The organism is Sphingomonas endophytica (genome assembly GCF_001476895.1).
Classification (GTDB): Bacteria; Pseudomonadota; Alphaproteobacteria; order Sphingomonadales; family Sphingomonadaceae; genus Sphingomonas; species Sphingomonas endophytica_A.
Window position 1 is genome coordinate 1 of the sequence record NZ_LDTB01000319.1, and the last position, 1,230, is coordinate 1,230.

Here is a 1,230-nt window from a genome sequence, read left to right on the forward strand (position 1 = left end):
GCAAGATCATCTGGGCGCCCGCGATCGAGGGCGGTGTCCTGCTCACCACCCGCGGCGGCGATTTCCAGCTCTCGATCGGCCAGGACCTGTCGATCGGCTATCTCAGCCACTCAGCGACCGCGGTCCAGCTCTATTTCCAGGAGACCATCACGTTCCTGATGCTGACGAGCGAAGCGTCGGTGGTGCTGGCGCCGGAGGCGAAGAAACCCGCCTAGCCTTGTCGGCGTTCACTCCAGGAAGCTCCGGCTGCCGCTGGAACTTCCGTTGAACTTCAACGGAGAGGAGGCGCGCAATGGACTACGATCTCTACATCAATCCGAAGAAGGCATCGGTCGGTCTCTACGTCCGCAAGGGCGCCGGCCTTCCTGATCTCGGTGAGGCCAAGGACTGGGTTTTCGACGGCAGCTTCGGGCAGGCCAATCTGCCGGCGCAGCTCGGGAAGGAGATCGAGGCCAAAGGCCACGCCTTCCGCGACATGGACTAGATCAACCCGGCATTACGTGTCGCCGACCCTTACCGGCGCGGTCTCGGGCATCAGGCTCATCGCCACGATGCCGACCGCAGCCGCGAGCAAGAGATACCAGGACGGCGCCAAGGGATCGCCGGTTACGTGCAGCAGCCACGTGACCACGAGCTGCGCGGTACCGCCGAACGTCGCGATCGCGACCGCGTAGATCGTGGCGAACACGCCGCCGCGAATGTTCTGCGGCAGCGCTTCGGTGAAGGCGGCAGAGAACGCCGTGAACGGCAGCGATCCGATGAACGATAGGAGGCCGAAGCCGAACAGCAGCGACCCCGCGCCGGGATCCCGGACGATCCACAGGAAGGCCGGATAGGTCAGCACCAGCACGACCAGTTGCGGCCAGATCATGATCGGCTTGCGCCCCAGCCGGTCCGCGAGCCAGCCGCCGAGCACCGCACCGATGATCTGAAGTCCGTTGCTCACCAGCGACACGGTGAACGCCAGCGACGGCGGCACATGCAGCGTGTTCTTGGCGTAGGTCGTCATGTACTGCGTCACGTAGGTCGAGATCGTGCCGCTGGCGAGGATCATCAGCGCCAGCACGATCACGCGAAAGTGCCGGCGCGCCAACGCGACATGGTTCGAGCTCTCGACATCAGCGCCGGCGCGCTCGCCGTGGGGAACCGTTTCCGGCAGCGTACGGCGCATCCAGATGCCGAACGGCAGGCAGACCGCCCCGAGCAGGAATGCGACCCGCCATCCGTAAG

At 65.1% G+C, this 1,230-nt stretch carries 3 protein-coding genes; 2 read left to right on the plus strand and 1 reads right to left on the minus strand.

The window, feature by feature from the left end; all coding sequences use genetic code 11:
* Positions 1-215, plus strand: a 215-nt coding sequence (locus NS334_RS17425) for an encapsulin (RefSeq protein WP_193753179.1), incomplete at its 5' end; no start/stop codon positions are given.
* 77 nt (positions 216-292) lie between these two features.
* On the plus strand, positions 293-484 hold the full coding sequence (locus NS334_RS17430) for a hypothetical protein (RefSeq protein WP_058757038.1): 192 nt from the start codon (positions 293-295) through the stop codon (positions 482-484).
* A 12-nt stretch (positions 485-496) separates the two neighbouring features.
* Here NS334_RS17430 and NS334_RS17435 read toward each other — a convergent pair.
* Positions 497-1,230 (minus strand): MFS transporter (locus tag NS334_RS17435; protein ID WP_153002851.1); only part of this gene is annotated, 734 nt, incomplete at its 5' end.